The 25,386-nt window shown below is 65.2% G+C and carries 22 protein-coding genes; 13 read left to right on the forward strand and 9 right to left on the reverse strand.

The features are described from left to right. Positions 1 to 26: 26 nt before the first annotated feature. Entirely contained in the window at positions 27 to 323 is a 297-nt protein-coding gene (locus NZ773_01580; protein MCS6800621.1) for a hypothetical protein, read from the forward strand. Between the two features lie 66 nt (positions 324 to 389). Here the strand turns inward: NZ773_01580 and NZ773_01585 are convergent, their stop codons facing one another. The 5 genes from NZ773_01585 to NZ773_01605 all read right to left on the reverse strand — a co-directional run bounded on the left by NZ773_01585 (position 390) and on the right by NZ773_01605 (position 5,524). Beyond that, entirely contained in the window at positions 390 to 2,330 is a 1,941-nt protein-coding gene (locus NZ773_01585; GenBank protein MCS6800622.1) for a S9 family peptidase, read from the reverse strand. A 116-nt stretch (positions 2,331 to 2,446) separates the two neighbouring features. Continuing rightward, a complete protein-coding gene (locus NZ773_01590) occupies positions 2,447 to 2,959 on the reverse strand; it encodes a M67 family metallopeptidase (protein ID MCS6800623.1) in 513 nt (170 codons plus the stop codon). Beyond that, a complete protein-coding gene (moeB, locus tag NZ773_01595) occupies positions 2,956 to 4,092 on the reverse strand; it encodes a molybdopterin-synthase adenylyltransferase MoeB (GenBank protein MCS6800624.1) in 1,137 nt (378 codons plus the stop codon). The genes NZ773_01590 and moeB overlap by 4 nt, the downstream gene beginning before the upstream one ends. Beyond that, the gene (gene cysK / locus NZ773_01600; protein MCS6800625.1) at positions 4,089 to 5,078 is read right to left on the reverse strand and encodes a cysteine synthase A; all 990 of its coding nucleotides are present in this window, start codon (positions 5,076 to 5,078) and stop codon (positions 4,089 to 4,091) included. The genes moeB and cysK overlap by 4 nt, the downstream gene beginning before the upstream one ends. Before the next feature lie 5 nt (positions 5,079 to 5,083). Then, the gene (locus NZ773_01605) at positions 5,084 to 5,524 is read right to left on the reverse strand and encodes an Rrf2 family transcriptional regulator (GenBank protein MCS6800626.1); all 441 of its coding nucleotides are present in this window, start codon (positions 5,522 to 5,524) and stop codon (positions 5,084 to 5,086) included. Positions 5,525 to 5,941: 417 nt separating this feature from the next. On the opposite strand from NZ773_01605, the gene coxB reads away from it, so the two are divergent. Genes coxB through NZ773_01625 form a run of 4 tightly spaced genes read left to right on the forward strand, consistent with a single transcriptional unit; the run spans position 5,942 to position 9,874 of the window. Next, entirely contained in the window at positions 5,942 to 6,955 is a 1,014-nt protein-coding gene (coxB, locus tag NZ773_01610; protein ID MCS6800627.1) for a cytochrome c oxidase subunit II, read from the forward strand. A gap of 54 nt (positions 6,956 to 7,009) precedes the next feature. After that, positions 7,010 to 8,830: a cytochrome c oxidase subunit I gene (gene ctaD / locus NZ773_01615; GenBank protein ID MCS6800628.1), complete on the forward strand. Its 1,821-nt coding sequence runs from the start codon at positions 7,010 to 7,012 to the stop codon at positions 8,828 to 8,830. A gap of 13 nt (positions 8,831 to 8,843) precedes the next feature. Then, positions 8,844 to 9,479 carry a heme-copper oxidase subunit III gene (locus NZ773_01620; GenBank protein MCS6800629.1) on the forward strand — a complete coding sequence of 212 codons (636 nt, stop codon included), beginning with the start codon at positions 8,844 to 8,846 and terminating at the stop codon, positions 9,477 to 9,479. Next, positions 9,476 to 9,874 (forward strand): cytochrome C oxidase subunit IV family protein, encoded by a 399-nt coding sequence (locus tag NZ773_01625; protein ID MCS6800630.1) that lies wholly within the window; start codon positions 9,476 to 9,478, stop codon positions 9,872 to 9,874. The genes NZ773_01620 and NZ773_01625 overlap by 4 nt, the downstream gene beginning before the upstream one ends. A 105-nt stretch (positions 9,875 to 9,979) precedes the next feature. Here NZ773_01625 and NZ773_01630 read toward each other — a convergent pair whose 3' ends face one another. Next, a complete protein-coding gene (locus tag NZ773_01630; protein ID MCS6800631.1) occupies positions 9,980 to 11,242 on the reverse strand; it encodes an MFS transporter in 1,263 nt (420 codons plus the stop codon). 845 nt (positions 11,243 to 12,087) lie between these two features. Between NZ773_01630 and NZ773_01635 the strand changes: the two genes are divergently transcribed. The 3 genes from NZ773_01635 to NZ773_01645 all read left to right on the forward strand — a co-directional run bounded on the left by NZ773_01635 (position 12,088) and on the right by NZ773_01645 (position 15,268). Next, positions 12,088 to 12,474: a cupredoxin domain-containing protein gene (locus NZ773_01635; GenBank protein ID MCS6800632.1), complete on the forward strand. Its 387-nt coding sequence runs from the start codon at positions 12,088 to 12,090 to the stop codon at positions 12,472 to 12,474. 165 nt (positions 12,475 to 12,639) lie between these two features. Beyond that, the gene (locus NZ773_01640) at positions 12,640 to 14,289 is read left to right on the forward strand and encodes a Gfo/Idh/MocA family oxidoreductase (protein MCS6800633.1); all 1,650 of its coding nucleotides are present in this window, start codon (positions 12,640 to 12,642) and stop codon (positions 14,287 to 14,289) included. After that, positions 14,273 to 15,268 (forward strand): Gfo/Idh/MocA family oxidoreductase, encoded by a 996-nt coding sequence (locus tag NZ773_01645; GenBank protein MCS6800634.1) that lies wholly within the window; start codon positions 14,273 to 14,275, stop codon positions 15,266 to 15,268. Before NZ773_01640 ends, NZ773_01645 begins: the two co-directional genes overlap by 17 nt. A gap of 6 nt (positions 15,269 to 15,274) precedes the next feature. On the opposite strand, the gene NZ773_01650 is transcribed toward NZ773_01645, so the two are convergent. Continuing rightward, positions 15,275 to 16,939, reverse strand: coding sequence for a long-chain-fatty-acid--CoA ligase (locus tag NZ773_01650; GenBank protein ID MCS6800635.1), 1,665 nt, complete (start codon positions 16,937 to 16,939; stop codon positions 15,275 to 15,277). A 229-nt stretch (positions 16,940 to 17,168) separates the two neighbouring features. Here NZ773_01650 and NZ773_01655 point away from each other — a divergent pair, with 229 nt between their 5' ends. The 5 genes from NZ773_01655 (at position 17,169) to NZ773_01675 (ending at position 22,660) form a co-directional block, all read left to right on the forward strand. Next, a complete protein-coding gene (locus NZ773_01655; GenBank protein MCS6800636.1) occupies positions 17,169 to 18,212 on the forward strand; it encodes a glycosyltransferase in 1,044 nt (347 codons plus the stop codon). Between the two features lie 441 nt (positions 18,213 to 18,653). Then, positions 18,654 to 19,496: a site-specific DNA-methyltransferase gene (locus NZ773_01660; protein MCS6800637.1), complete on the forward strand. Its 843-nt coding sequence runs from the start codon at positions 18,654 to 18,656 to the stop codon at positions 19,494 to 19,496. 284 nt (positions 19,497 to 19,780) lie between these two features. Next, positions 19,781 to 20,818 carry a tRNA (adenosine(37)-N6)-threonylcarbamoyltransferase complex transferase subunit TsaD gene (tsaD, locus tag NZ773_01665; protein ID MCS6800638.1) on the forward strand — a complete coding sequence of 346 codons (1,038 nt, stop codon included), beginning with the start codon at positions 19,781 to 19,783 and terminating at the stop codon, positions 20,816 to 20,818. Then, complete coding sequence (locus NZ773_01670) at positions 20,799 to 21,959, forward strand: acyl-CoA dehydrogenase family protein (protein ID MCS6800639.1); 1,161 nt, start codon at positions 20,799 to 20,801, stop codon at positions 21,957 to 21,959. Before tsaD ends, NZ773_01670 begins: the two co-directional genes overlap by 20 nt. A gap of 17 nt (positions 21,960 to 21,976) precedes the next feature. Further along, the gene (locus NZ773_01675; protein MCS6800640.1) at positions 21,977 to 22,660 is read left to right on the forward strand and encodes a GntR family transcriptional regulator; all 684 of its coding nucleotides are present in this window, start codon (positions 21,977 to 21,979) and stop codon (positions 22,658 to 22,660) included. A 74-nt stretch (positions 22,661 to 22,734) separates the two neighbouring features. Here NZ773_01675 and NZ773_01680 read toward each other — a convergent pair whose 3' ends face one another. Both NZ773_01680 and otsB read right to left on the reverse strand, forming a co-directional pair. Then, positions 22,735 to 24,183, reverse strand: a complete 1,449-nt coding sequence (locus NZ773_01680) for an FAD-dependent oxidoreductase (GenBank protein ID MCS6800641.1) — start codon at positions 24,181 to 24,183, stop codon at positions 22,735 to 22,737. A 127-nt stretch (positions 24,184 to 24,310) separates the two neighbouring features. Continuing rightward, entirely contained in the window at positions 24,311 to 25,111 is an 801-nt protein-coding gene (gene otsB, locus NZ773_01685; protein ID MCS6800642.1) for a trehalose-phosphatase, read from the reverse strand. Positions 25,112 to 25,386 lie beyond the last annotated feature (275 nt).

Raw genomic sequence — 25,386 nt, forward strand, 5'->3', positions numbered from 1 at the left:
GTGGTGAGAGATACGCGAGGTGTGTGATGAAAGTTCGAGCTGATATCAAATGCCATGTCTGCGGATTCGTTTCCGGCGAAGTGATCGGGTTTGCGCCGAATGGGCTGACCAGCCCGCGCCACGCGCGGATCATTGACGAACGGATCCTCCCGAGCGCGCTCGCGCCGGCAGGGTGGCCGACGCCCGGACAGCCGCTCCGATGCGCGCGCTGCAACGGCGCGGTCTATCTCGATGAAGTCGAAGTGCTGCGCGAGCGGCCAGCAGCGGAGCCGGTTGCCGCCTTCCGCCCCCGCCCCGACCGAGCGGTCCGGCGCGCAGCCTAATCCTAGGCCGCACTGCTGCAGTGAGGAGCGGCCCCAAGCGGGTCGCTCCTCTTTTTTAGAACGCGGCTATTCCGGGCTGCCGAGGTGACGGCGAAACCAGTCGAGGATGCGCTGGTAGAGGTCGGCCCGGTAGGCGGGCGGCCCGGTGCGCAGAAAGACGTGAGAGCAGTTGGGGTAGCGGACAAACTCGACCTCGCAGCCCGCCTTCTTCAGCGCAACAAACATCTGCTCCCCCTGGCCGATAGGACAGCGCTCGTCTGCTTCGCCATGAATGATGAGCGTCGGGGTCGTGGCGCGGTGGATGAACGTGGAGGGCGACCGGGCAGCATACCACGCCTCATGGTCGCTCGGCGGGCCGCCCCAGTGGAGGTCGCCGAACGCGTGGCCGATGTCGCTCGTGCCGTACATCGAGCGGAGATCGAAGCAGGGAGCGCCGCACACTGCCGCCTTGAAGCGGTCAGACTGGCCGATCGCCCACGCCGTCATATAGCCACCGTAGCTGTATCCCCAGATGCCCACTCGCTGCGAGTCGGCGTATGGCCGAGCGAGAACGTGATCGAGCACCGCCATCAGATCGAGATAATCCTCGCCTCCCCAATCGCGGAGTACCCGCATCGTGAAATCGCGGCCATAGCTTGCCGAGCCGCGGGGATTGACGATGACGACAAGGAAACCGTTTGTCGCCAATAGCTGCTGGATAGGGTTGAACGAAGGGCCGTAGTAGCCGTTGGGTCCGCCGTGCACATCGAGCACAACAGGATAGCGCCGGGCGGGGTCGAACGACGGAGGCAGGAGGAGCCAGCCTTCGATCGGTACGCCGCCCCGCTCGACCAGCAGTCGCTCATGGCGAGCGGGCGGCGCCTCGGCGAAGACCGGACCGGAATAGTCGGTGAGCACTCTCCCCTGCCCGCTCTCTCGGTCGTAGAGGGCGATCTCGCCGACCCGCTCGAAGCTGCTGTAGCCGAACGCCAGCCGCCGACGAGCGGCATCTGCAGACAGGCCGACCGTCGCCGCTCCCCACTGGTAAAGGCACTGCACGGTTCCGCTTGAGAGATCGAGCGTATAGAGCCCGCTCGCTCCGCCTGCGATCGCGCTGAACAGGACCGTGCGCTCATCGAGCCAGATGGGCTGCGCTGGCGGCACGATCGTCCGAAATCCGCCATCCGGCAGCACCCGCAGGTCATGCGTGAGACGGCGAAGAGCGCCACTGCTCACGTCGTAGAGGAAGAAATCGGACTGCCACGTCTGGGTTTCGTCGCCGGTGAACAGAAGCGACCGCCCATCCAATGACCAGGCGAACGTTGAAACGAAGCCGACCGTTGCGCCAACGAGCGTCACCGATCCGTCGAGCGCGACGAGAGCAAGCTGCGAGGACATCTCGTTCCGGCTGGGCTGCAGCACCGCGATAGTCTGTCCGTCCGGCGACCACGCCGGCCAGAAGTGGTCAAACGGGTCGCGCGTAAGCTGACGGCGTTCGCCGGTTGCGGCGTCAACGAGGAACAGCTGGTAGCGAACGTCGTTGATCACCCCCCGATCATCCTGCTTGTAGTCAATCCGACGGACAACCCGAACCGGGGGCAGGTCGGCCGCGGACGGCTCCTCCTTTGGATTGGCGGGGTCCACAGGCGCCACATACGCGAGGCGCGTGCCGTCGGGCGACCAGGTAAGCCCGGCGATGGGAACGCGATGGCGGGTCAGTTCTCGCGGCTCGCCCGGATGGTCAGCGTCCATCAGGAAGATCGCGCTGCCGTCGCCGCGGCTCGAGACGAACGCGATGCAGCGGCCATCGGGGGACCAGCGGGGAAGCACGCTCGACTTCTCAGCCCGGGTGAGCTGGCGCGGGGAAGCGCCGTCGACCGTCGCCATCCAGATCTGGGTCAGCGGCGGCGCCCCCGGCACGGTGGTTGTCACGGTGTAGAGGAGGCGCGCGCCGTCAGGGGCGAGCTGCGGGTCGGCGGCGGGGGTCAGCCCATAGACGAGGGTCTGGGGCGAAAGGGGGATCGTCATCAGGTCTCCTTCGCTCAGCGCCGCAGCGGGTCGCGCTCACGCGGAGGGCGCGGCCTGCCGGCGGAGAGGCGTCATTCCACACGGTTGCGGTGGCAGTGAGCAGCGGGCGACCCCGGTCACTCGATGACGATCGGCACTTCCTCAACCGCGCCATTGTCGATGACAAACGCCCGAATCGTCGGCGGCACCAGCCTGCGGGCCGCCACGCTCAGGATCATCCGGTCATCGAGCGATACCGTGACGAGCCGCTGCTCCGCATTCTCTTCCTTGAGCGAGAGGATAAGGTAGAGAATGCCGGGGCTGAGGGCAGTGATCGCGTTGGCGATATCCGTCGGCGACGGATACGCCTCGGAGAAGGTGTGGGAGTGGTAGATACCGAGCCACTCCCATCCCTGCTCCTCCAGCGCCTTGTCAAAGGCGATGATGTCCTGCGGCGCAATCTGATAGCGAACGACGGGGTTCGGGTCGATGTTGCGCCCGCGAAAGACCCGCACCGGTCGGCCGTCTTTCCCCGCGACGAGCCCGCACGCCTCTTTCGGACTTTCTTCCCGAGCGTGGCGCGCCATCTCCCAGAAGATGTCGCTCGGCAAGCGGAGCCGCCGTTCAGCAGGCGCGGGAGGGACCCTCATGCGCTGGCAGGTGCCGGCGCCGACGGAATAGCAACGCCGCAGAAATCTTCGTAATCAATTAGCTGGTGGATCGTCGGATTGTCGCCGCAGAGCGGGCAGTTCGGATTGCGGCGCAGTTTCACTTGGCGGAAGCTCATCTCCAACGCGTCGAAGAGGAGAAGGCGATTCACGAGCGGCTCGCCGATGCCGACGATCAGCTTGATGGTTTCGATCGCTTGAATGACGCCAATGATCCCCGGCAGCACGCCGAGGACACCGGCTTCGGCGCAGCTGGGCACGGCGCCCGCCGGCGGCGGAGCAGGGAAGACGCAGCGGTAGCAGCCGCGCCCGGGAAGATAGACGGTCGCCTGGCCTTCAAAGCGGAAGATGCTGCCATCAACGAGCGGCTTGTTGAGGAGGTAACACGCGTCGTTGACTAGATAGCGGGTGGGGAAATTGTCGCAGCCGTTGACGACGATATCGTACTGCGGGATCACCTCCATCGCGTTCTCGGAATTGATCGGGACGCGATGCGTGATGACATTGACATCGGGGTTCAGGTCATTGATGGCGCGCTTGCCGGATTCGACCTTGGGAATGCCGACCGTGCTTGTTCGGTGCAGGATCTGGCGCTGGAGGTTCGACATATCGACGTCGTCGAAGTCGATGAGGCCGATCGTGCCGACGCCTGCTGCGGCGAGATAGAGCGCGATCGGCGAGCCGAGACCGCCCGCGCCGACCAGCAGCACCCTCGAGCGGAGCAGTTTCTTCTGGCCGACCCCCCCAATTTCAGGCAAGATGAGATGGCGGCTGTAGCGCTGCACCTGCTCCGGCCCCCAGGTCAAGGGGCGCTGGCTGAAGTCGATGCCGAGGTCGACCGCGCCGCCGGCGATCGCGGGAATGACAGCGACATGGTCACCGTCGCGCACAGGCGTCTCAATTCCCTGCAGCTGCCCGATCTCGGCGTCGTTGACAAAGATGGAGACATGGCGGTGCAGCCGCCCCTGCTCGTCGTAGAGCCGCTCGCGGATGGCGGGGAAGCGGGTGGTCAGCCCCGCGAGCACGTCGGCAACGCGGCCGGCCGGCGCATCGATCGTCGAGCAGTTGCCCGTCAGCGGCCGCAAACTCGTGGGAATATAGACATGGACGGTCATTTCACCTTCTCCTGGCCGCTCGCGTCGGCGGCCGTCTTGCTCTGGTCAGGGCGGATCCGTTCCTCGTCGGTGAAGGGGACGGTGAGGTACCGTTCGCCGGTATCGCAGAGGATGGTCACCACGCAGGCGCCGGCAGGCAGACGACGCGCTACCTGCCGCGCGGCCCAGACATTCGCTCCGGAGGAAATCCCGACGAGCAGCCCCTCGTAACGAGTCAACTGGCTCGTCATCTCGATTGCGTCCTCGTCGCGAACGCCGATGATCTCGTCGATGAGCGTTCGGTCGAGGACCCCAGGAACGAAGCTTGCGCCGATGCCTTGAATGGCGTGGGGACGGAAACGTCCGCCTTGCAGCACCGGCGAGCGGGCCGGCTCGACAGCGATAATCCGCGCCTTGATCCCCTGCTCTCGGAAATAGCGCGCCACGCCCGTGATCGTGCCTCCTGTCCCGACGCCGGCAACGAAGGCATCGATCCGGTCGAGGGCAGCGGCCAGCTCCGGGCCAGTGGTCCGGTAGTGGATCTCGGGATTGGCGGCATTGACAAACTGCTGCGGCATGAAATAGCCCGAGCCGCGGCGGCAAATCTCCTCGGCCGCGTACACTGCACCCGTCATGCCCTCGATCGCCGGGGTAAGGACAAGTTCGGCGCCGAAGCGCGCCAGTAAGCGCCGGCGCTCAAGGCTCATATCCTCGGGCATCGTCAGGATGAGACGATAGCCCTTCACCGCAGCGACCATTGCCAGCCCGATGCCGGTATTGCCGCTCGTTGGCTCAACAATAGTGTCGCCCGGCTTCAGCGCTCCGCACGCTTCGGCTGCCTCGATCATCGCCAGCGCAATCCGGTCCTTGACGCTCCCTGCCGGGTTTGCCGACTCCAGCTTGCCGTAGATCGTCGCGCCGTCCGAAGGCGACAGCCGGCCGAGCCGGACGAGGGGCGTTCGGCCGATAAGGTCGAGAACGGAGTGAGCAACGGAAGGGCGGTTCATACCCATCAGATGTAGTACATCGCACGCGATTCGAGCCGAGCTTGGCGCGCGACCAGGTCGGCCAGCGTGACACTCTTGAGATAGTCCCACAGCAAGCGGTCGACCTCGACCCAGACCTCCCGCTGAGCACAGCTTGGCCCGAGCTGACACTGCCCGCGCTCATCGAAGCAGGCGGAAGGAGGAGTGCGCCCCTCGAGCGCGGCGACGACGTCGGCCACGCTCACTTCGCGCGGGTCGCGCGCAAGGACGTGTCCGCCGAGCGGGCCGCGCGTGCTGCGCACGAGCCCCGCCTTGCGGAGCGCCACGAGCAGCTGATCGAGGTACGGCTCAGGGATCTCCTGACGTGACGCCACCTCGGCGCTCGAGATCGGCGGCTGCCCAAAGCGGGCAGCTAACTCGATCGCAGCACGCATGCCATAATCCGTCCGCATCGAGACGCGCAGCATCGCTCTCCGCTCGTGGCGCGTAGTTGATTGAGATGGTCAACATTGTACGCGACGATTGCGCGGCCGTTCAACTGCGACATTTGGCGCCCCGGGCAAATCGCAGGCCTTTTCGAGAGGGGATGCCCTGCCGCTTCTCCGCAACGCCGGCGAGCGGCCATCGCAATGACACGACCACACTATGAAGGAAATACCCGTTGTTGGTATGTCGGCGCGGGGACGACCTCGTTTGGACGAGTGTCTTCATCGCGTACTGCGGGGACTGATTTGCAGCACCCAGACGATAGATCTACAATGCAGGTGTCGTCATGAAGGCTAGCGCTCGGCCCCGCGGGCGCCAGCAACGGCGAAACGTTCGGCTCCGCCATTCGAACACGGGAGCGGACCACACGCGCGCCCGTGGATGTCCGGAAGGTGCAGATGACATCGTTTCGCAATGGGGCCGTGCGGGTAGGCCTGATCCTGATCCCCGCCGCCCTTCTCCTCTCGGCGTGCTCCACCGATCCCCAGAACGTTTTTGACGCACGGTCCGACTTCACTCAGATGATCGCCGACCTGTTCTGGCAGATCATCTGGGCTGCGATCGTGGTCTTTGTGCTTGTCCAAGGCGCGCTCATTTACGCCATCATTCGCTACCGTCGCCGGGCGAACCAAGGGCTTCCGCCGCAGGTGCACGGGAATACCCCGCTTGAGATCGCTTGGACGATCGCGCCGGCGCTCGTTCTGGCGTGGATTGCAGTGCCGACAGTCCAGACAATCTTCCGCACCTACGAAGTGCCGACCGGCCCGGATGTCCTGACCATCGAAGTGATCGGCCGTCAGTTCTGGTGGGAATACCGCTACCCGGGCAACAACGTCGTCACGGCGACCGACCTGCACGTGCCGGTCGGACGGCGCGTCGTTCTCCGGATCACGAGCGACAACGTGATCCACAGCTATTGGGTGCCGAAGCTGGCCGCGAAACGAGACGCCATCCCCGGCCACGTCAACACGCTCTGGTTCACGGCGAAGGAGACGGGGGTGTACGAAGGGCAGTGCGCCGAGTTTTGCGGGCTTCAGCACGCGAACATGCGGCTGCGCGTGTTCGTCCAAGAGCCGGCAGAGTTCGAACAGTGGCTCCGGCGCAATGCCCAGCCTGCGCCCGAGCCGACGACCCCAGAAGCCCAGCGCGGCGCGCAGCTCGTTCTTCAAGGGACGTGCGCCGGCTGCCATGCCATCAACGGCACGAACGCCCGCGGCCGCGTCGGCCCCGACCTCACTCATTTCGCCAGCCGGAGCACGATCGGCGGCGGGATCTTGCCGAACACGCCGGAGAACCTCGATCGATGGCTGGAGAATCCCCAAGCGATCAAGCCGGGGAACCTGATGAATGTGGTCGTTACCAATCCGCAAGAGCGCCAGGCGATCATCGCCTATCTGCAGACTTTGCGCTGAGGCACCGCTGTTGCCTCCGCGAGACGTTCGGGTCCTGCGAAGTAGGGGGAGAGCATGACGGTCAACGTTGGACAGCTTGGACAGGCAGTCGCCGTCAGGCCGACAGGGATCTGGAGTTGGGTCACCACTGTCGACCATAAGCGCATCGGCATTCTTTACGGGGTGACGGCGTTCATCTTCTTTCTCATCGGCGGGATTGAAGCGCTGCTGATCCGGCTCCAACTGTTTGTGCCGGGCGCAACGTTGCTCACTCCCGACCAGTACAACCAGCTGTTCACGATGCACGGCACGACCATGATTTTCTTGGCGGTCATGCCGCTCAACGCCGCCTTCCTCAACTACTTCGTCCCGCTCATGATTGGCGCCCGCGACGTCGCCTTTCCCCGCCTGAATGCATTCAGCTACTGGTGTTTCCTCTTCGGCGGCATCCTGATGAATCTCTCCTTCTTCATCGGAGGGGCGCCGGACTTCGGGTGGTTCGGTTATGCCCCGCTGACAGATCGTCAGTTCTCCCCCGAACTGCGCGCTGATTTCTGGGCAATGGGCCTCCAGGTGCTTGGCGTCGCTTCACTGGCGGCGGCATTCAATTTCATCGTCACGATCATCAACATGCGGGCGCCCGGCATGACCTTGATGCGGATGCCGCCGTTCGTCTGGATGCAATTTGTCACGCAGTGGCTTCTTGCGCTCGCGCTGCCCCCGATCGCAGTGGCGCTGATCCTCCTGACGTTCGATCGTCACTTCAGCACAAACTTCTACCTCGCCCAGTGGGGCGGCGACCCGATCCTTTGGCAGCATCTTTTCTGGATCTTCGGCCATCCTGAGGTCTATATCCTGATTCTGCCCGCGTTCGGCATGATCTCGGACATTCTGCCTACCTTTGCCCGGAAGCCGCTGTTCGGCTACACCTTTGTCGTCTACTCCGGCATCGCAATCGGCTTTCTCGGCTTCATTGTCTGGGCGCATCACATGTTTGCCACCGGAATGGGGCCTGTCGCCGACTCGGCGTTTGCAATTGCGACGATGCTGATCGCAATTCCCACCGGCGTGAAGATCTTCAACTGGATCGGCACGCTGTGGATGGGGCAGACCGTCTACAAGACGCCGGCGCTGTTCGCTGTTGCTTTCATCGCCATGTTCATCATCGGCGGGCTGTCCGGGGTGATGCACGCCTCGCCGCCGGCCGACCTTCAGCAGACCGACTCGTACTTCATCGTCGCGCACTTCCACTACGTGCTGTTCGGCGGCGCCATCTTCGGGATCATGGCGGGGGCCTACTACTGGCTGCCGAAGGTAACGGGCCGGCTGCTCGACGAGCGGCTGGGGAAGATCCACTTCTGGCTGATGCTGATCGGGTTCAACCTGTCGTTCTTCCCGATGCACTTTGTCGGGCTGAACGGCATGCCGCGCCGCACCTATACCTACCCCGCCGGCTTCGGGTGGGAGCTGATGAACCAGCTTGAGACGATCGGCGCCTTTATCATCGCCATCTCCTTCCTCTTCTTCATCTACAACGTGATCAAGTCGGTGCGGTCGGGCGAGCCGGCCGGCGCGAACCCGTGGGGGGCAGGCACGCTCGAATGGTCGCTTCCCTCGCCCCCGCCGGTGTACAACTTCGCCACCGTTCCGGTGGTTCGCAGCCTCTACCCGCTGTGGGGAGGGCCGAATGACAGCCGCCTCTCGTCCACGCAACCGGCGGCTGCTCCGGCAGACGTCCATGTCCACCTGCCGAAGCCGTCCTACTGGCCGATCGTGACAGCGTTCGGTCTCACGCTGGCGGCTGCGGGGATCATCTTCGGGTACGTCCTCACCGGTATCGGCGTTCTCGTTCTGCTCGCGAGTATCTACAGCTGGGCGCTCGAGCCGGCGTCCTGAGCGTGAGGAAGGGATGACTACGACGGCGCATCCAACTCACCACGCGACCGTCTTCGACGACCATCACCGGATGGGGCTGATCAACCGCAAGACGGTGATGTGGGTCTTTCTCGGCTCGGAGTGCATGTTCTTCGGGTCGCTGATCGCCACCTACATGTCGCTCCGCGGGCGAAGCCTCAATCCTCCCTACCCTGGCAACCAGTTCAGTTTCGACATTCCGTTTACGACGGTGAGCGCCACGGTGCTCCTGATCAGCAGCCTCGCGATGGTGCTGGCGGTGTCGGCAATTCAGCGGGGGGATATCCGCAGCACCCGCATTTGGCTCCTCGCCACCGCGGGGCTGGGGATGCTCTTTCTCGGCGGCCAGTTCTACGAATTCACGACCTTCTTCGTGGAGAAGGGGCTCGGCATCGACACGAACATCTTCGGCTCGTCGTTCTATGTCCTGACGGGCTTTCACGGCGCTCACGTCACCGTCGGCGTCCTCTGGCTTCTCTCGCTCGTGCTCCTGTCATTCCGCGGCAAGCTTCACCAGCGCGCAAGCCTCGATGTCGAGATCGCTGGACTCTACTGGCACTTTGTCGATATCGTTTGGATCGTCATCTTCGTTCTCGTATATCTCCTTGCGCCGCACGGAGGTGGCTATTGAGCGACACCCACGCGACAGAGACCCCGCCTGTTGACGTCGAACGATGGGCGCCCGGCGCCTTCGCTGAACCGGTACTCGCCGAAGAGCAGCATGTCCATCCGACGGTCGGCACGTACATCAAGGTCGCGCTCGTGCTCGCAGCGCTGACCGCTCTCGAGGTGTCGCTCTACTACCTTGAGCCGACGCTCGGCCCGCTTATCGTGTCGCCCCTTCTGCTGCTCCTTTCAGCCGGCAAGTTCTTTCTCGTTGTCGCGTTCTACATGCATCTCCGCTACGACGGCAGGCTGATGACCGCGCTCTTTACTGGGCCGCTCCTCATCGCGACCGTCATCATCCTGACCTTGATGGCGCTCTTCTTCCAATTCGTGCCTCGGGTGGCAACCAGCATCTCCTAGCGAGAAGCCTCGTCTCGGAAGCGCCATATCGCAAGGAATGCCGGCCCGGCGCCCGCCTTCGAGACGGGCGCCTTTTTGTCTGGTTGAGAGCGGGACGCGCCGGGCCTAGCGCTGATCCCGCGCCGAGGCAGCGAACGGCGGCGGGGACTGCCGCAGCCGCCGCGCGAGCCAAGCGCCGAGCAGGAGCGTGCCGGCGACGCAGAGGATGCCGCCGCTCACCGCCGAGGCGACCGGGCCGACCACGCTGGCAACTGCTCCGGCACGGAACTGCCCGAGGTTCGGCCCGCCGCGAACAAAGATCAGCATCACCGACGAGACCCGGCCACGCAGCTCATCCGGCACCGACAGCTGTAAGAGGCCGTTGCGGAGGGTTTCGCTGACCACGTCGGCGATGCCCATCAGCACCAAGGCGACAATGGCGACGCCGAAGCTTGGCGCCAGCCCGAGAAGAATGACCCCCATCCCATAGATCACCGTCGCAATGACAATGGCGCGCAGCGTCGGAAGGAGCCGGGAGGAGAGCAGCCCCAGCGCAGCGCCGCCCACGATCGCGCCGAGGGGAAATCCGCTCGCGAGCACCCCGATCTGAGCAGGCTCCAGATTGAGAACATCGCGCCCAATGATGATGACAAAGGCGCTCGGCTGCGCGAATGTCGTCGCCACAAAATCCATCAGAAGCAGCCCGAGGACGACCGGCGTCGACCAGGCATACCGCAGCCCCTCGGCAATTGCGCCAGCGAGGGAGCGGCGCTGGCGTGACTCCGGAAGGCTCCGCCAGCGAATGACGCGGAGCAGCATGATAAAGACGAGATACATCGCGGCCGCCAGCCCGAACACCGCGCTGTAGCCTGCCTGTCCGATGACCACCCCTGCCACCGCCGGCGCGACGATGCTGCTCACCTGCCGAGCGAGGACGAGGACCCCGAGCGCTTGGACAAGGTCGGCGCGGCCGACGATGGTCGGCACCGAGGCCTGCACGGCAGGCACATCAAAGGCGCCAAGCGCCCCGATCCCGAAGGTGACGAGGTAGAGCAGCGCGACGAGGGCTCCCTCCGGCGCGCCGAAGAGAAAAGCGAGCGCGAGCACGGCGAGCATCACCGCAGCAGCGGGCTGGGTCAGCAGCAACAGCCGGCGGCGGTCGACGCGGTCGGCCAGTCCCCCGCCAACGAGCGAGAACCCGATGAGCGGCGCCGCCCGCACCAAGGCGACGAGACCGAGCTGCAAGTCCGATTCGGTGATCGTCTTGATGGCGAAGGAGACCGCGAACAGGCTGATCCACATCCCCGTATTCGAGCAGGTCTGGCCGACCGCGAGGAGGGCAAACGTTCGGTTGGCGAAGACATGACGCCGCACGCTTACTGTCCTCATTGGCGCGCAGCGCCTTTCCTGCCGCCCTGCCATCGCCGACAGCCGGCACAAGCCCCCTCACCTTGGCATGCCAGCATTGCGTGCTCCTCCTGCGGCTCTGGTAGCTGCCCTGAGAGCGGAGAGGAAGGGTGGTGGCGTTGCGGCGCTGCTGCGTTCCGCTGTCGCCGCGCATCGCGCTTCGTTCGTCCTCGTGCCGGCCGAGCGCGCGCATCGCCGCAGGGAATTCCCTGCCGTCGGCGCGCTGCCTCGCGATACAAGAGCGGGAGGGGCGCTTGGTCGATGCGAGACCGAGCGAGAGACAGCGCTGCCCAGGCTGAGCGCGCAAGAAAAGCGTCGGCGGCACAGCTGTCGCCTGCTGCTGCATCGCCCCGCCGGCCGGGCTGCCAAGACGGCAGAGCGACGCGAAGAGAGGAACGGCGGCGAAGCGTCACCGTGCCGTCTGCATCACTGCCGCCCGGAGCGCGTTCGAGATCGCGAGCCAGCTTCACCGCTCTACTCCAAGATTGTTAGGACGCCGACCGCGCACCGAGCGGGCGTCTGCGCTGACGGCGCAACCGAAGCCGACGCGATCGACGCAACGCGCGGATGATACGTCCCGCAGGGAAAGGAGCGCAGGTCTTTGACGGTCGTGCCGGAAACAGAATACAATTTTGTCGTCTCGTGAAATCCAGCACAAGTGCGCCCGCGCCGTGTCGCGACAGCGAAATGCGCGCACGAGGAGCTGATGAGGGCTCCGGCGGAGCATCATGATGTCTCGGGCGGATACCCGGCGCGGCCCGAGGCCGTGGGACGATCGCGCCGCATCTGAGAACGGCCGTCCCGCGCAGGACGGCCGAGGAGGAACGATGCGAGTGGTTTCCCGCAATGTCAGGCGAGGGATGATCGGCGTAGTTGCCGGCGCCGCGCTGCTTCTTGCGGCCTGCACTGGAGGCGGCGGTGGCGGGGGAGGAACGACGATTTCGGCCAAACGGGGCGGCTTCGCCTTCGAGCCGAGCACGATCACCGTCCCCGTCAACCAGCCTGTGACGATCACGTTCAGGAACCCCGACAGTCAAGCGCACGACTGGCGCGTGCGCGGAACCGGGCTGCCGGAAGAGCCCGTGCTCTACGCCGACCCTGGGAAGCAGGAGACGAAAACGTTCGTCTTCCCCACCGCCGGCGAGTTCCAGACCTACTGCTCGCTCCCGGGCCATGAAGCTGCGGGCATGGTCGGGAAATTGATCGTGCGCTAGCGAGAAGCACCCTAATGCGAACGGGCGTCCTCTGGGCGCCCGTTTTTGTTTGCCCGCTGCGCGTCGGGGCTTGGCAGCGTCGTCAGATTCTTCTACACTGCAGTTGCAAATGCGCAGCCATCGGCTCCCCCCATCTCGCTCTTGTCGGCTCGGTATGTCACCGCGATGCCTCCGATCTCCACGCTCGCCCTAACTGCTCCCAGCGCGGACAGCGACGCCTTGAGCCTTGCGTTGCGCCGCTTCCACCCGCAGCTCGTCCTTCGGCAAGCGTCGCTCGCCGACGGCCTGCCGTCCTTGACCGGCACCGGAGTTGTCGTCGCGCTGCTCACCGGAACGCCCCTTGCGCCGGCAGAGCGCGCCGCGCTGCTTGATTTTGTCGCCAGCGGTGGCGGGCTTGTGGTCCTCGGCGACCGAGGCGCGCTGCTCGGCATCAGCGAGGCCCCCGTGACCCCGCAGTGCGAGCTGATCGTAAGCGTCGAGGGAACGCACCCGATCAGCGACCGCCTCGATCAGCGGCTCACGATCGTGGACGCGAGCGCGCTGCTGCCCGACCACGTCGACGGCGAGGTGATTCTCCGCTTCAGTTGGCACTACCGTCGCCTGCCGCTCGCCATCGTCACTCGCCTCGGGCGCGGTCGCCTCGTGACGTTTGCGCTCGAAGGCCGTCCGCCCGCCTTGACCGACCGCATCGTCCAACGGCTGCTCTACCGCGCTGTCCGCTTCGCGGCAGGCGAGGCAGCGTCGCGCACGATCGGAGCCGCCCTTATCGGATGGGGAGCAATCGGCAGCATCCATGCCCAGGCCCTGCAGGAAACCCCCGGTCTTCGTCTCATCGCGGTCTGCGATACCAATCCCCAACGTCTTGAGGAAGCACGCCGCGACGTTCCCTCCGCGCGCACCTACGCGCAGTTGGAGGCAGTCCTGGGCGACAGCGAGGTGGAGCTCGCCGTCGTCTCCACCCCGCCGAACAGCCACGCCCCCATCGCCGCCCGCTTCCTCGAGGCCGGCAAACACGTCGTCGTCGAGAAACCGTTCTGTCTCACCACCGCGGAGGCCGACCGCCTGATTGACCTTGCTGACCGCCGCCAGCGGACGCTCACCGTGTATCAGAATCGGCGGTGGGATGCCGATTTCCTCGCGATCCACCAAGCGATCACGAGCGGCACGATCGGGGAGCTGTTTCACATTGAGACTTTCATCGGCGGGTTCCGCCATCCCTGCGACTTCTGGCACTCCCATGAACCAATCTCAGGGGGGCTGTTCTACGACTGGGGGGCGCACTATCTCGACTGGATCTTGACGCTGGTCCCTGCCCCAGTGCGGAGTGTCTCCGCCAGCAGTCAGAAGCGCGTCTGGCATGACGTCACCAATGCGGATATGGCGCGCATTCTCCTGCGGTTCGATGGCGGCGTCGAAGCGGAATTCATTCATGCCGATATCGCGGCGGCGCCGAAACCGAAGTGGTACATCCTCGGCACCAAAGGAGCGGTTGTCGCCAGCTGGCGAAACGAGCGGGTTGTCTCTCGCGCTCCTACTGGCGAGCTGATCGAACAGTTCTTCCAGCCGGCTGACGCGCCGGCAACGGTGGTGGTCTCCCGGCGCGATCGCGGCGGCGCGATCCATCACGAACATCTTGAGCTCCCCTCGCCGCCGCGCTGGCCGTTCCATCGCAACCTCGCCGACCATCTGCTGGATAGCGAGCCGCTTGCAGTGCTGCCGCAGCAGGCACGGCGCACCATCGCCGTGATGGAGGCAGCAATGTGGTCCGCTGCCCACGATGCGACGCCGGTCGCGATCGATGACCGCGCCATCTAGGGGTCGATTCCGGTGGGCAGTGCTGGGTCCCGGCTTCGTGGCAACGCGCGCGGTCATGCCAGCCATTGCCCGCTCACGCAACGGGACGCTCTACGCTGTCGCCAGCCGCGACCAAGCGCGGGCGGCGGCCGCCGCCCGCCCGTTTGACGCCGCCCGTGCCTACGGCTCATACGAGGCTGCGCTGGCGGACCCAGAGGTCGACGGCGTGTATATTGCGCTTCCCAACGACCTCCACGCGCATTGGGCAATCCGGGCAGCGGAAGCAGGAAAGCACGTGCTGTGCGAGAAGCCGCTCGCCCCATCAGCGCACGACGCCTCAGCTATCGCCGCAGCCTGCGCTCAGGCCGGCGTCCTCCTGATGGAGGCGGTGATGTATCGCTTCCACCCGCGCAGCCGCCACATCGACGCGATTATCGGAGCGGGCACGCTCGGCGAGCCGCGTGCTATCGAAGCCGCATTCACGTTCCCGCTGCGGGCTTCAGCAGGCTACCGGCTTGAACCCGACCGCGGAGGCGGCGCGCTCCTCGATGTCGGCTGCTACGGCGTTAACGCTGCCCGCTGGATCGCCGGAGGCGAGCCGGATCGCGTCGTCGCCCTCTCCAAAGGTTCGCCGGTCGATTGGCGCACCGACGCGATCCTCGGCTTTCCCGGCGGAATAACGGCGCACGTTCTTGCAGCATTTGACGCCTACGAGTATCAGCGGCTCACGATCGTCGGAACCGACGGCACGCTCTCGGCCTCCCTCGCGTTCACCGCTTGGCGCCACGACCCCACGACCCTGCAGCTGCGCACGCAGCGCGGCGAGACGGTCGTCTCCTTTCCGCCTGCCGACCCCTATCAACTGATGGTTGAGCAGTTTGCCGCCGCAGCGTGGGGGGAGGAGCCGCCCCTGCTTGCGCCCGATGACGGCGTAAAGAGCGCCCGCGTGCTCGACGCTATCCGCCACGCTCTTGCCAGCGGACGCCTCATCCTTCCCTAGCGCCGCTCACGCCGAAACATTCTCGGGATGGGATGGCTCTGACTCATAGAGCCGGTGCTGTTCGCGGAGAACATTCTTCAGCACCTTGCCCATTGCATTGCGCGGCAAGGTCTCGACAAATTCGATAATCTCCGGCACTTTGAAGGAGGCGAGCCGCGTCTTTGCATAAGCGATGATCTCTTCGTGGGTGCAGTGGGCGCCCTCCCGCAGCACGACCACCGCCTTGACCCGTTCGCCCCACTCTTCGTCCGGCACGCCGATCACGGCCACTTCCTCGATCGCAGGATGCCCATGCAAAATCCGCTCCACCTCTTCCGGAGCAATATTCTCGCCCCCACGGATGATCATGTCGCTCTTGCGCCCGGCAAGGAAGACGTACCCGTCCTCGTCGATATAGCCCTGGTCGCGGGTGCGGATCCAGCCGCCGACCTTGGTCTTGGCCGTCGCTTCCTCCTGCTTCCAATAGCCAGCCATCTCTCGAGGGGTCCGGATGGCGATCTCGCCAACCACGCCAACAGGCAGCGGATTGCCCTCTTCGTCGAGGATAGCGAGCTCCACGTCGTCGACCGGCCGGCCGATCGAGTGCAGCCGCCCGATCTTCCGTTCAATCTCTTCCGGCGTTCCTTCAAGACGATGATCCTCAGGCCCGAGAATAGTTACAGTCGAAGTGGTTTCTGTCTGCCCGAAAGCGTTCATGAACCCGACATGCTTCGGGAATTTCGCGATCGCTTTCAGAATTACCGGAACCGGCATCGGCGCAGCACCATAGGAGATGAATTGAAGGCTTGACAGATCATACTTGTCGAAATCCGGGTCGTCGATAATGCGCTTCATCATCGTCGGAACGAGGAAGACGTTGGTAATGCGCTCGCGCTCGACAAGCCGAAGCCACTCTTTAGGATCGAACTGCCGCATCAGGACCAGTTTGCGCCCGCCATAGAGCGCGGTCATGATTGCGCTTGCGCCAGCGACGTGATAGATCGGCACCGCAAGCAGCGTCGCTCCGGTTGACTCCTCGCTTGCCGGTTCTGTTGTCGTCAAGATGTACTCGCTGAACCCGCCGTAGGTGAGAATAACCCCCTTCGGCAACGCGGTTGTGCCCGAGGTGTACATCAAGATCGTGCAATCGGAGTCATCGACCTCAATCTCCGGGGCATCGTCGGGAGAAGCACTGGCAAGAAGGTCGCCGAAGAACTCCATTCCCTCTTGGGGGCTCTCAACCGCGATGTAGCGCGTGACATTTGGGAATTGCGATGCCAGCGACCGAACTTGCTCAACATAGCGGTCGCCGACGAAGAGGGTCGAGGACTCGGAGTCGTTTACGAGATGAACCAGCTCATCAGCGCGGGCACGATAGTTGAGCGGGACGAAAATCGCGCCCAGCATCGCCACGGCGTAATACGCCTCGACATATTCGTTGCTGTTGGTGTGGAGGATCGCGACCTTGTCCCCGCGCCGAATTCCGCGCGCGTGCAGCGCCGCCGCAAGCCGCAGAATGCGGTCCAGCAATTGGCGATAGGTAAAGCGGCGATCTTCAAAGACAAGACACTCCTTGTCCGGCACCGTCATCGCTGGGATGCGCACCAGCTCGATCGTGTTCATGCTTCCCCCGAGGGTGATGAATGCTGCTGAGGTGGCGGGCGGATTGTAGCGACCACCGAACTCTGCCATCAGTATACAGGCGACAAAACGAATGGCCCAGTTGCCTCCCCTTCAGCGGTGGGGACATCGGCGCAGGGTGTCGACTGCGCCGTCCTGCGGTGAAGCCGTCCATTGTTCCGAAGCGCACGCGAGGGAGCACAAGGAGCCCCCTGGCAGAGCGCGTCCTCCTGCGCTGCAGGTGCGTTGACGCTGAGCGGCGCCGATGCTATCGTTGCCTCCGGCCGCTTCAGGAGCGCGTTTGACCTCCCCTCTCGTGAGCGTGATTATCCCGGTTCACAACGGCGCGGCGACCCTCCGCCGCTGCCTGACGGCGCTTCGAGCGTCGACCTACCCCCGCATCGAGCTTCTCCTCGTCGATGACTCCTCGACCGAGCCGATCGCGCCGCTGGCAGACGAATTCGGCGCGCGCTTGGTGCGCCTCGAGGGCGGCCCGTATGGACCAGCAGCTGCGCGGAATAGGGGCGCGCGTGCAGCGCAGGGCGAGATCCTCTTCTTCACCGACGCCGACTGCGAGGTCCATCCTGACGCCGTTCAGCGCGTGGTGGCAACGCTCGCAGACCCGACCGTCGACGCCGTCATCGGTTCCTACGACGACGCCCCTGCCGACCCGCGCTTTCTCTCTCAGTACAAAAATCTGTTCCATCATTGGGTTCACCAACAGGCGAAGCGTGAAGCCGCCACCTTCTGGACTGGCTGCGGCGGGGTCCGCCGCGCGGTCTTCCTCGCCCTTGGGGGGTTCGACGCCGCGCGCTATCGCCGTCCCTCGGTTGAAGACATCGAGTTTGGCGTCCGGCTCTGTGCCCAGGGCGGCCGGATTCGGCTCGATCCCGCTCTGCGCGTCCGTCACCTGAAGCGGTGGACCTTCTTCGGCCTGCTGCGAACGGAGATCTTCGACCGCGGGGCGCCGTGGACGGCGCTCATCCTCCGCACGCGCCGTCTCCCGGCAGACCTCAATCTTCGGCCCGCCGAGCGGATAAACGCCCTCTGCGCCACTGCAGGCACTGCCGGCCTGGTGCTGGGACCGCTTTGGTGGCCCGCCGCCATCATCGGGATTGCCTTGCTCGCTGCGACCGTCTTCCGCAGCCGCAGGCTCTACCAGTTCTTCGCTGCGCGGCGGGGCGTCATCTTCGCCCTGCGCGCTGTCCCCCTTCACCTCCTGTACTACCTGTACTCGGCGGCGAGTATCGGGATTGGGCTCGGCTGGCATGTGCGCGAGCGGCTGACGTCGCGTGCGCTGCGCCGACGCGAGCATGCCGAGCGGTGGCCGAGCGAAGCAGCGTAGGGAGAGAGGCCGCTCGCAGCGGGATGCCCTCTGGTCGCGCCGTCCCCACCATCGCAGCGGCAGACTTTTGCTGGCGTGCTGGCCCCCCCGCGGCGCCAGCGGCCGCAGCGTCCTCTCAGCAGCGTGACGCCGTCCGGACGAGCGCGCCGCTAGCCGTCCCTCCCCTGGCAGCGGCGCTCTCGCCGGCGGTCTTGGGCCGCCCGGGCGGCACCGCTTCGCTTTGCACCCCAGCGCCAAGCTGCCCGGCGCTGTCCTCTTGCTTGGAGCTCCTCGGCCAACCCCTTCCTGATGGCGGTCGGGTTCCTGCTTGAGGAAATGCCGAGCGTGTGGCAGCATTCGCTCGGCAGCGCGACGCCTGCCGCCCACTAAAGCGGCAGAGCAATGATGACCGCGCGGCGCCGCTCGTGCGCGAAATCCCCCGGAACCTGCTCTCGGTCAGGGATGAACACCATCGTCTTTGGCGACAATTTGCCGGTCCTTCGCGAGTTCGCTGCGGGCTCGGTCGACCTCGTTGTGACCGACCCGCCGTTCAACACCGGCAGCCGGCGCCGTCACACCCGTCTCCGCGTTCACCACTCCCCCGACGGGGAACGGGTCGGGTTCGCCGGCCGGCGCTATGCCGCAGTTCGCATTGGAAGCGCCAGTTTCGCTGACTGCTTCGACGACTACCTTGCCTTTCTCGAGCCGCGCCTCCGCGAGATCCACCGGGTTCTCGCTCCGCACGGAACGCTCTACCTCCATCTCGACCCGCGCGAGGCGCACTACTGCAAGGTGCTGCTTGACACCATCTTTGGACGAAACTGTTTTCTGAATGAAATCATCTGGGCGTACGACTACGGAGGCCGCTCGCGGCGCCGCTGGCCAGCGAAGCACGATACGATCCTCGTCTACGTGCGCGACCCGGAACGCTACTTCTTCGACGCCGATGCGGTCGACCGGATCCCCTACCTTGCGCCCAGCCTGGTCGGACCGGAGAAAGCGGCGCTCGGGAAGCGCCTGACAGATACCTGGTGGCACACCATCGTGCCGACAAGCGGGAAAGAGCGCACGGGCTACCCCACGCAGAAGCCGCTCGCGATCGTTCGGCGCATGATCGCTGCCTCCTCGGCGCCGGGGGCGCTTGTTCTTGACCCATTTGCAGGCAGCGGCACCGTTGGCGCAGCGTGTCTCGCCCTTGGCCGGCGCTTTTTCCTGATCGATAACAATCCTGACGCTCTGCGCGTGATGGAGCGCCGGTTTGCGCACTGCGCCGATATCGAATGGCGGGGCTGGCCTCTCACCTGATCGCCTCGACCTGCCCTCGGCCGGTTCTCGAAGCAGGGAGGAGAGCACCTCTCCCCCCTGATCGCGTTGCTGCCCGGCGGGAGCTCCGCTTCCCCCAGCACGCAGGGAAGCCTTCAGAGCGCTCGGCCCGCTGTTCGTCATAAGCGCCGAGGTCACGCGATGCTGTTCCCCGATTGCAGGTCGAACGGCAGCGTGAACGCGCACTCTCTCAAGGAACGATCGGGTCTCCCTCTCCTTCTAACAGTCGATTGGTCAAGCTGGACGATTCATGCTAGGCTAAAACTGTGTTGATACTCGGAATCGAGACTTCATGCGATGAAACGGCGGCCGCTATTGTTGAAGACGGCCGTCGTGTTATTGCCGAGATTGTGGCAAGTCAAGCAGCCGTACATGCGCAGTTTGGCGGCGTTGTCCCCGAAGTTGCATCACGACAGCACATTCAGCTGCTGATCCCTGTGATCGAGGAAGTGATGCGGCAGGCTGCTGTGGACTGGAGCGATCTCAGTGCGATCGCGGTAACCGCCGGACCGGGGCTAGCGGGCTCGCTGCTGGTTGGAGTCAATGTCGCCAAAGCGCTAGCGCTGGCGCAGAAGCTGCCGCTTATCCCTGTCAATCATTTGGCGGGCCATATCTATGCCGGCTGGTTGTACGACGAGGTGCCGACGCCTGAACCGCGCTTCCCGCTTCTCTGTCTGATCGTTTCGGGCGCGCACTCGGACCTCGTTCTTATGAGCGGCCACTGGCAGTTTCAGCGCATCGGCCGGACGCGCGACGATGCTGCGGGCGAAGCGTTCGACAAGGTAGCGCGATTGCTCGGCTTGGGCTATCCTGGCGGGCCGGCGATCCAGCGGGCAGCAGCGGCTGGGAGTCCTGACGCGATCCCCTTTCCCCGCTCGTCAGTCCCCGGCAGGTATGATGTCAGCTTCAGCGGGCTGAAGACCGCGATGCGGCGGCTGATTGCGCGCTACCCGGCGGGCGAAGCGCCCGTCGCTGACCTCGCGGCGAGCTTTCAGGCGGCAGTAGCCGAGGTGCTGACAACCAACGCGCTCCGCGCCGCAGCCGAGCATGACGTTGCAGAGCTGCTCGTCTGTGGCGGCGTGGCGGCCAACCTCGAGTTGCGGCGTCAGCTTGGAGCGCGGTCGCCGGTGCCGGTGCGCTGGCCGCCGGTACGCTGGTGCACCGACAACGGGGCGATGATCGCCGCGGCCGGCTACTTCGCTTCGCGCGCGGGGGTGCGGGCGGACTTTTCGCTCGACGCCGACCCTGCGCTCACCCTTGGAACAGAACGACCGGAGGAGCGCGATGCTCTTGGAACTCACTGACGCCCAGCGCCATATCGTCGCCGTCATTCGCGAGTTCGTTGAAAACGAGGTCAAGCCCGTTGCGAACAAGCTGGATAACGCCGATATCTACCCGCATGAACTCGTCGAGCGAATGCGCGAGATGGGGCTGTTCGGCGTGCTTGTGCCCGAGGAGTACGGCGGTCTCGGCCTCGACTACACGACCTTCGCGCTCATCATGGAAGAGCTGTGCCGCGGCTGGATGAGCTTGAGCGGGGTTATCGGCACCCATCACATCCTTGTCCACATGATCGTCCACGGCGGGACCGAAGAGCAGAAGCGCGAATACCTGCCGAAACTCGCTGCCGGCGAACTGCGGGGCGGGCTCGCCTTGACCGAGCCCGGAGGCGGCTCGGATGTCCAAGGGGCGATGCGAACCGTCGCTCGGCGCGAGGGAGACCGCTACATCGTCAACGGCAGCAAAATGTGGATCACTAACGCCTACTACGGGTCCGCCTTCGCCCTCATCGCCAAGACGGACCCCACCGCCCAGCCACCGTATAAGGGCATGAGCGCCTTCATCGCGCTCAAGGATCATCCCGGCTTCAAGGTGGTCCAGAAGCTGGACAAACTCGGCTACCGCTCAATCGACACGTGCGAGCTGCTCTTTGAGGACTACGAGATCCCGGCGGACCGGTTGATCGGGGGGGTCGAGGGCCGGGGCTTTCACCAAGTGATGAGCGCCCTCGAGGGAGGACGGATCAACGTCGCGGCGCGCGCGGTCGGCGTCGCGCAGGCCGCGTTCGAAGCCGCAATCAAGTATGCCCAGCGCCGGGAGAGCTTCGGGAAGCCGATCGCGGAGCATCAAGCGATCCAGTTGAAACTGGCCGACATGGCGACCAAGATCGAGGCGGCGCGGCTCTTGACGTATCAGGCCGCGGCGCTGAAGGACCGTGGGCAGCGTGTCGACCTCGAGGCAGGGATGGCAAAGCTGTTTGCCAGCGAGATCTGCCTGCAGGTCGCCATGGACTCGATGCGCATTCACGGCGGCACGGGCTACGCGAAAGACCTCGATATCGAGCGCTATTTTCGCGACGCGCCGCTGATGATCATTGGCGAAGGGACCAACGAAATTCAAAGCCTCGTGATCGCCCGCAACTTGCTGAAGCGGTACGCGATCTGAGGGAGGAGAGGCACGCCATGGCAGGCGAAGCGCAGCAAAACGACATCCTTGGCCGGGTCGCCGCGATCGATCGCTCGACGCTCGCCGAGGAGATCTATCGCCGGCTGCGGCGCGCTGTGCTCTCCGGCGACCTTGCCGCAGGCGAGCGCATCCAACCCGACCGCCTCGCCAGCGTCATCGGCGTCAGTCGGACACCGGTACGGGAAGCGCTCCAGCGACTGCTCGCAGAAGGGTATCTCCAGCAGGAGGCGCGCCACGCCTTCCGCGTCGCGCCGGTCGACTATCAATCGGGCCGCGAACTGTTCGCGATCCGGGCCGTTCTCGAAGGCTTAGCCGCCCGAGAGGCCGCCCACCATTTCACCGAGGAGACCGCCCAAGCGCTGCAACGCACAATCGACGCGATCGATCTTTCTCCCGGCGCAGAGTGGCCTGAGCGTGCCGTCGGCGATTTCCATCGGATCGTCTATCGCGCCTCAGGCAACCGGCATCTCATTACCTTGCTCGACCGGGTGTTCGACCAGACCCTGCGCTATCGATTTTTGACCCGCTCCGACACCCCTCAGCGGCAGCGGGAGACCCTCGAGGACCACATCGCGATCCTGAAGGCGCTGCGCGAAGGCCGCGGCGAAGACGCCGAACAGCTAATGCGTAATCACGTGATGGTGCTGTCGCGGCGCTTCGATGAGGCAGAGAACACCTAACTCTCGCTTAGGGCCGCAGCGCATGCGGTGGGCTGGCTTGCACCGCCTTGAGGAAGCTGGGCGCCTCCCCGGCTTTAGGCTGGCGCGCCGGCAACCGCCGCGAGAGCGTTGCGCGCCGCCACTCGCCCGAAGGAGAAGGCCGGCCCCGCGGCCAAACCGCTGCAGATACCGTCTCCCATGATCTGCCCTTTGCCGAGGATTTCGCCGGCAGCGTACAGACCGCTGATGGGAGAGCCGTCGGCGCGGACGACTTGCAGCTGTCCGTTCACCTTCACCCCGCCCATCGTCCCGAGAATAACCCCGTAGGTGACGACCGCATGGAACGGCGGGGTGTCGATCTTCTTCGGCATCGCCTCTCGCCCGAAGTCCTCGTCGACGCCGCGCTCGACAAAGCCGTTATACCGCTCGACCGTGGCACGGAGCGTGGGAGGGTCGATTCCTAGCTTCTCTGCCAAGGCCTCGATGGTCGGCGCCGAGATGATGACGTTGGGATTGCCGCGTCCTCCCTCGAGTTCGCGCCGCGTATATTCCGCGACGCGCGGGGTCAGCCCTTGCCGCATCGGCTCGTCGAAGACGGCGATCATGGCAGTCTCGGGCTGCTGCATCATCGCCCGTTCGCGCGCATCCGGGTGCTTTTCATCCTCACGGATGTAGCGCTTCCCCAGTTTATTGACGTAAATATCGCCAGCTTCTGCCGGCGGGCGCTGGTTCGGCAGCATCACCCAATAGAGACAGTCGCCCGGACTGTTCGGGTTGGGCACTCCGCCCGGCAGAGGAATAAGGGCGTCCATGAACGCGGTCGCGCCGCCCACTTCCTGCGCAAGGCGCAGGCCCGAACCGTCCGCTTCGTGCGGACAGAGCGTGATCACATGATCAAACTGGGGATGAAGCTTGCGGACGAGTTCGATGTTCCCACCGTAGCCGCCGGTCGCGAGGATAACCGCGTCGCCCCGGATCACCGTCTCGCCTTCAGGTCCCGCGGCCCGAACTCCGACGACAGCGCCCCCGTCATCTTGGATCAGGCCGACAGCTGCGGTACGCAGGAGGAGGGTTACCTTTCCCGCCTCGATCCGGCGCTGCAGTTCGCGCTCGAGGGGAGGGATCGCGCCGCGCCCTGCTGCCGGCGTGCCTGGGATCGGCTGCAGATAGTGGCTCCGCGGCCGCGTGTAAAGTTCGTGCTCGGGAGCGAAGCGAGGAGAGTCGGCGGTGAAAGGAACGCCGATCGCCTCCAGCCAGTCGATCGTTTCGGCAGCGACCTCCGTGGCGAGCCGGAGGAGAACCGGGTCGTTCTGGCCGCGGCCGATGGCAAAACAGTCGTCAAAATGCTGCTGCGGACTGTCTTCGTAGCCCTTCGCCTTCTGCATGCGCGTCCCGGCGCCGCTCATGATCGCGCTTGACCACCAGAGCGTGCCGCCCACGCGGTCGCTCTTCTCAAGCAGGGTCACCGTCGCGCCGCGGTCGGCCGCCTCGATTGCGGCGGGCAAACCGGCTGTTCCTGCGCCAACGACAATCAGGTGGGGCATCTCTTCCTCCTCAGTAGCAACTCCCGCCGATCCCTAGGGAGGGAGCGCGCAGCGAGCGAGAACCGATCAGCCAGTCTCAGCAGGGCCGAACGGACGGAAATCGTTGTAGCAGCGCCTGCGCGAGGTGTCAACGACCGCGAGAGACCCGGGCTATCTTGCCGCAGAGCCACTCTAAGATGCGGACGACCCCCTCGACATCCTCCACGAGAAAATCAGCGGCATCGGCAACCGCCGTCGGCGCTTCGTCGCTCGCCACTCCGACAGCGATGCCGAACCCTCCGGCAGCGCAGAGGCGCTGCACGGCACGAAAGGCGGGCACATCGCTGGCATCATCCCCGATGTAGAGGCCGCCTTTGATCCCACGCTCGGTCAGGAGGGCCGCAACCGCATCTCCCTTATCGCGGCTTTCTGCCGGCCGGAGCTCAATCAGGCAGCGCCCTTCGATCAGCCGATACTGACGGCGCTGCGCACCGGCATGCAGCGCGGCCAAGAGGAGCTTCCGGGTCGCCCGTCGATTGCGCACGCCCCGAAAGTGAATGGCGACCGCCTGCCCTTTGGCTTCGAGAAACACCTCGGGGTCGGCAAGACGACGCGCCGCCTCTTCCGCCGCCCGCCAGAGACGAGAATCTGCCGGCGACGCCCCGCTCTCTTCTTCCCCAAGACCCTCGCTCCCATGATTGCCGACGTAGATAATCCCCGGCACCCCCACCATCCGCCGCGCCTGCGCCACCGGGGATCCCGTGACGACGACGATGAGGTCCAGCTCCTTCACGAGCTGGTCCAGCACTCGCCGTGCTGGCTCAAGCACAACCGCCGCGTCGGGATGAGGAGCAATCGGCGCGATTGTCCCGTTCAGATTGAGGAAAAGGCCGAACGGACGGCGCAGTGCGGGGGCAAGCACCGAAGGGGCGCGAAGGGGCAGGGCCACCGTTGGATCCTCCAGACACCACTCCACCACGTCGTGCGTGGGTCTTTGCGAGCAGGCACCGACCGCCGGGATGCGGCCGTCTTCTCGCGGCGCTTCCTTGCTGCGCGAGGCGGTCAGACCACGGCGGCGCCTGCCTGCAGAAAGCGTAGCAGAACGGCGGGAGCGTGCCGCCGACCCTGCTCACCCAGCCGCTCCTGCAGCACAGCCGCTCCGCGGTCCCATCGGCGCCGACAGCACGCCCCAGGCGCAAGGAGGCCGCCGCGGCGGGCTGGTGA

The organism is Dehalococcoidia bacterium, assembly GCA_025054935.1.
Taxonomy (GTDB): domain Bacteria; phylum Chloroflexota; class Dehalococcoidia; order SpSt-223; family SpSt-223; genus JANWZD01.